Raw genomic sequence first — 4,163 nt, 5'->3', positions numbered from 1 at the left:
TATATCAATGTCATTAAATTGAATATGATGACTTTGAAGTAAGAGTCCCGTATTATCAATTCTTTTACCTCCATATAAGGAATCGTTTAAAATGGGATGGTTCAAAGAAGCACATTGAACACGGATTTGATGTTTTCTTCCTGTTAGAATCGTTACTTGAATCAGCGAATAATCTTTATAGTTTTTAAGTGTGTTAAATATTGAAATACTTTCTTTTCCATTTGGATGGATGATCATTTTCTTGGCATTATGACGATCTCTTGCGATATTTGAAACAATTTTTTTGTTTTTATAATTTGTATGACCTTGAACTAAGGCAATATAGTCTTTTTTAATGTGATGTTCTTCCATGTTTTTGTCACAATATGCCTGGAAGAATGGATGCTTACAAAATAAGACTAAACCACTCGTTTCATAATCAATGCGATGAATGGCTTGAGCCGGATATTTGTTTCCATTTAATTGCAGATACCCGTTAATACGAGCTTGTAGAGTATCTTGGCTGTTTCCATCATCGTGTACTAATAAAAATGGAGGTTTAAAGGCTGCTATTAAAAAAGCATCTTCATATAAAATATTTACAGGCTCATAGTTGATTTCAACTTCTTTTTCAGGATAGTTAAAGTAGATGGTTTTATTGTTTTCATCTATTTTTAAATGTTTTTTATGGGCTTTTGAAATACAAAAAGTCTCAAAAATCTCTTGAGAAGTTGTTGTATATTGCATGTAGTTTTCGTTTAAATTTTTTATGAGCATATCAATAGATTATTTTAATGATGCGTGTCATAATGTCAATAGAAGAACAGGAGGAATACTTATGAAAATCTATAAGAATTTAGAAACTGGTAGCGTTGTTGAAGGATTGTTGATGGATGTAGTTCCTAGTGGATATCGTGAATTAAAAGCTGGTGAAGTGGATGCAGCACAAGAAAAACATGTTCCACAAATAAGTGTAGAAGATAATAAAATTAAAGTTGTAGTTGGAAGTGTTGAACATCCTATGTTAGAGGCACACTATATCACTAATATTTGGGTGGAATACAGTGATGGAACTGTGGATCGTGCAGGTTTAGTCCCAGGAATGAAACCAGAATATGTTTTTGATTCGAAAGGACGAACAGGTAAAGTAACTGTGTATGAGTATTGTAACCTGCATGGTTTGTGGAAAAATGAAATAGAATTGTAATTAAAATGTAAAAATAATGACAGATTGTTGAAATCAACAATCTGTTTTTCTATAATAATCATATGTATAAAGAAAAGTTAAGAGAATCGTTTAAAGTTTATGATGAAATTGTTTTAAAGTGTTTTTGTGGTATTTTTATTGGTGCTATTGTTGCGATATGTGAAGTCATTTTTGGTAAAGGATTAGAATGGATCTTGAATTTGAGAGAGCACATGGGATGTATTATGTTGCTTGGACTTCCTTTTGCAGGATTAGCTATTGTGTTCTTATTTGATCATTGGGGAAGAATATCTAGAAAAGGTATGGGACTTGTTTTTGAGGTTGATCAAGGAAAGAGTGATTGGATTCCACTTCGTATGGCACCGTTTATGGTCGTGTCGACATGGATTACCCACTTCTTTGGTGGTAGTGCGGGTAGAGAAGGTGTTGCGATGCAGATTGGAGCTACCGTATCGCATTATTTTGGTAAGTATTTCCGCTTTAAAAACAGTGGTGTTATCTTTATGGTTGCAGGTATGGCAGCTGGTTTTGCCGGTTTATTTGGTACGCCAATTACGGCTATTTTCTTTGCCTTAGAAGTTTTAGTGGCTGGAACTTTGAAATATCGAGCTATGTCTTGTGCAATTCCGGCTGGTTTTACAGCAGCTTATGTTTCTAGCTTGTTTGGATTACACAAGAGTATTTTTAAGATAGGAAATGTTGCTGAACTAAATATGGAATTATCCATAAAATTATTGGTGTTAGGTATTTTATTTGGCATGATAGGCGGCTTATTTGCGTTCTTTTTGAAACACACTAAAGCTTTTGTCACAAATAAAATCACAAATCCCTATAAACGTATTTTTATGATGGGTGTGCTTGTGGCACTTTTGTTGTTTATGTTTGGTCAATGTCGTTATTCAGGTGTGGGTGAAAACTTGATTGTAGCATCTTTTACATCGGAAAAGATTTATGGATATGACTGGATCCTAAAGCTTGTCTTAACGATTTTAACTTTATCTGCAGGATTCCAAGGTGGCGAGGTTACGCCATTATTTGCGATTGGATCGAGTCTTGGGGTTATAATTGCACCTGTATTTGGTTTAAATCCTTTATTTGTAGCAGCATTAGGATATTGCAGCGTTTTTGGAGCTGCCACAAATACATTTTTAGCGCCTATTGCGATAGGCATGGAAGTTTTTGGATATCAGTATTTTCCGTTCTTCTTTATTGTATGTGCTATATCTTATATCGCAAATCAAAACGAATCAATTTATGCTTTGCAAAGACAAGTCAGAGAATGATTTGTCTTTTTTTGTAGCGCTTTGAAAACGCATACAAATTTAAGAGAACAAGTAGATTTTATTTGAAAAAGTGATATACTTTAGTTATATAAAGAGTATTATTAGGAGGATGATTATGAAACAGAATAATATGCTCGCCATGATTTTAGCGGGGGGCCGTGGAACACGTCTTTTGGAACTAACTAAAAAGAATGCGAAACCGGCTGTTTATTTCGGAGGAAAATATCGTATTATTGATTTCCCGCTAAGTAACTGTGCGAATTCAGATATCAATGTTGTAGGTGTTTTAACACAGTATGAGTCTGTAGAATTAAACGCATACGCTGGTGCTGGTCAAAGATGGGGACTTGATGCACGTGGAAGTGGTGTTTATGTTTTGCCACCACGTGAAAAAGATGGTACAAAATTTGACGTTTATCAAGGAACAGCCGATGCCATCACACAAAACATTGACTTTATTGATAAGTTTGATCCTGAATACGTTTTGATTCTTTCAGGTGACCACATCTATAAGATGGATTATGCGGATATGTTATCTTGTCACAAGGCAAATAATGCCGATTGTACAATTGCGGTACTTCCAGTGCCAATGAAGGAAGCTAGCCGTTTCGGTATTATGAATACAGATGATGAAGGAAGAATTGTTGAATTCGAAGAAAAGCCAGAACATCCAAAGAGCAATTTAGCTAGTATGGGTATTTATATCTTTAACTGGAAACAATTGCGTAAAGAATTGATTTTAGATATGACTGCAGAAGGTAGTCACCATGACTTTGGTAAAGATATTATCCCTAACTTCTTAAACGCAAATAAACGTTTGTATGCTTATAAGTTTGAAGGATATTGGAAAGATGTTGGAACAATCGATTCATTGTGGGAAGCAAATATGGACTTATTAAATAAGAACAATGAATTGAATTTAGATGATCCAAACTGGAAAATCTATACAGAAGATATTCCAACTTTACCTCACTATGTAGGTCCAACTGGAAAAGTTGAACATTGCTACATCAACCAGGGAGCTATCATTCGTGGTGAAGCAGTAGATTCAGTCTTATTCAATAATGTTGAAATTGATGAAGATGCATATGTATCTCAAGCTGTGTTAATGCCAAATGTCAAAGTTGGTAAAGGTGCAAAAATCTATCGTGCTATCGTTGCTGATGGTGTGAAGATTGATGATGGTGCTGTTGTTGGTAGTCCAGACAGTGATGAAATCGAATTGATTTCTAAGAGAGTAAAGAAGGGTGAATAATTATGTGTAACGCTTTAGGAATAATTACTTACAATGATTCTTCTGTATATGTAGAAGGTATGCAAAAATATCGTCCAATCGCTGGATTCAGTTTTTTAGGACGTTATCGTTTAGTTGACTTTGCGATTTCAAATATGTCAAATTCAGGAATTGATGATATTCAAATTTATGTAAATGGAAATCCTCGTTCTTTAATTGATCACGTTGGTACTAGTCGTCACTATAATATCAACTCTAAACATGGACACTTATCGTTAGTGCCTGTATATACTGAAGGTGGAACTTCACGTTTTACCACAGATATTTCATGTTATGCAGAAAACATTCATACAGTTATGGAAAACCACAATGATTATGTTGTGATTGCTCCTGTTAATATGCTTTATAAAGGAAACTATGAAGAATTGTTGAAACAACACATCGAAAGTGGTGCTGAAGT

5 protein-coding genes are annotated in these 4,163 nt (G+C 34.4%); 4 read left to right on the top strand and 1 reads right to left on the bottom strand.

Features of this window, described 5'->3' with window-relative positions:
* On the bottom strand, positions 1 to 756 hold a 756-nt coding region (locus ACZQCL_RS07055), incomplete at its 3' end, for an RluA family pseudouridine synthase (protein ID WP_482482447.1).
* A 61-nt stretch (positions 757 to 817) separates the two neighbouring features.
* Between ACZQCL_RS07055 and ACZQCL_RS07050 the strand changes: the two genes are divergently transcribed.
* The 4 genes from ACZQCL_RS07050 to ACZQCL_RS07035 all read left to right on the top strand — a co-directional run.
* Complete coding sequence (locus tag ACZQCL_RS07050; RefSeq protein ID WP_443668676.1) at positions 818 to 1,186, top strand: desulfoferrodoxin family protein; 369 nt, start codon at positions 818 to 820, stop codon at positions 1,184 to 1,186.
* A gap of 62 nt (positions 1,187 to 1,248) precedes the next feature.
* Positions 1,249 to 2,469, top strand: coding sequence for a chloride channel protein (locus ACZQCL_RS07045; protein ID WP_482482445.1), 1,221 nt, complete (start codon positions 1,249 to 1,251; stop codon positions 2,467 to 2,469).
* Positions 2,470 to 2,584: 115 nt separating this feature from the next.
* The gene (locus ACZQCL_RS07040) at positions 2,585 to 3,724 is read left to right on the top strand and encodes a glucose-1-phosphate adenylyltransferase (RefSeq protein ID WP_337531692.1); all 1,140 of its coding nucleotides are present in this window, start codon (positions 2,585 to 2,587) and stop codon (positions 3,722 to 3,724) included.
* Positions 3,725 to 3,726: 2 nt separating this feature from the next.
* Positions 3,727 to 4,163: sugar phosphate nucleotidyltransferase (locus ACZQCL_RS07035; RefSeq protein ID WP_482482443.1), on the top strand; the 437-nt coding region annotated here is incomplete at its 3' end.

It is taken from the genome of Holdemanella sp. (assembly GCF_056804935.1).
The sequence above is the reverse complement of the archived record's forward strand: the minus strand, read 5'-3'. Positions and strand labels throughout refer to the sequence as shown.

Coding starts and splice junctions, on each gene's coding strand:
- ACZQCL_RS07050 (WP_443668676.1), top strand. CDS start 818: ATGAAAATCTATAAGAATTTAGAAACTGGTAGCGTTGTTGAAGGATTG.
- ACZQCL_RS07045 (WP_482482445.1), top strand. CDS start 1,249: ATGTATAAAGAAAAGTTAAGAGAATCGTTTAAAGTTTATGATGAAATT.
- ACZQCL_RS07040 (WP_337531692.1), top strand. CDS start 2,585: ATGAAACAGAATAATATGCTCGCCATGATTTTAGCGGGGGGCCGTGGA.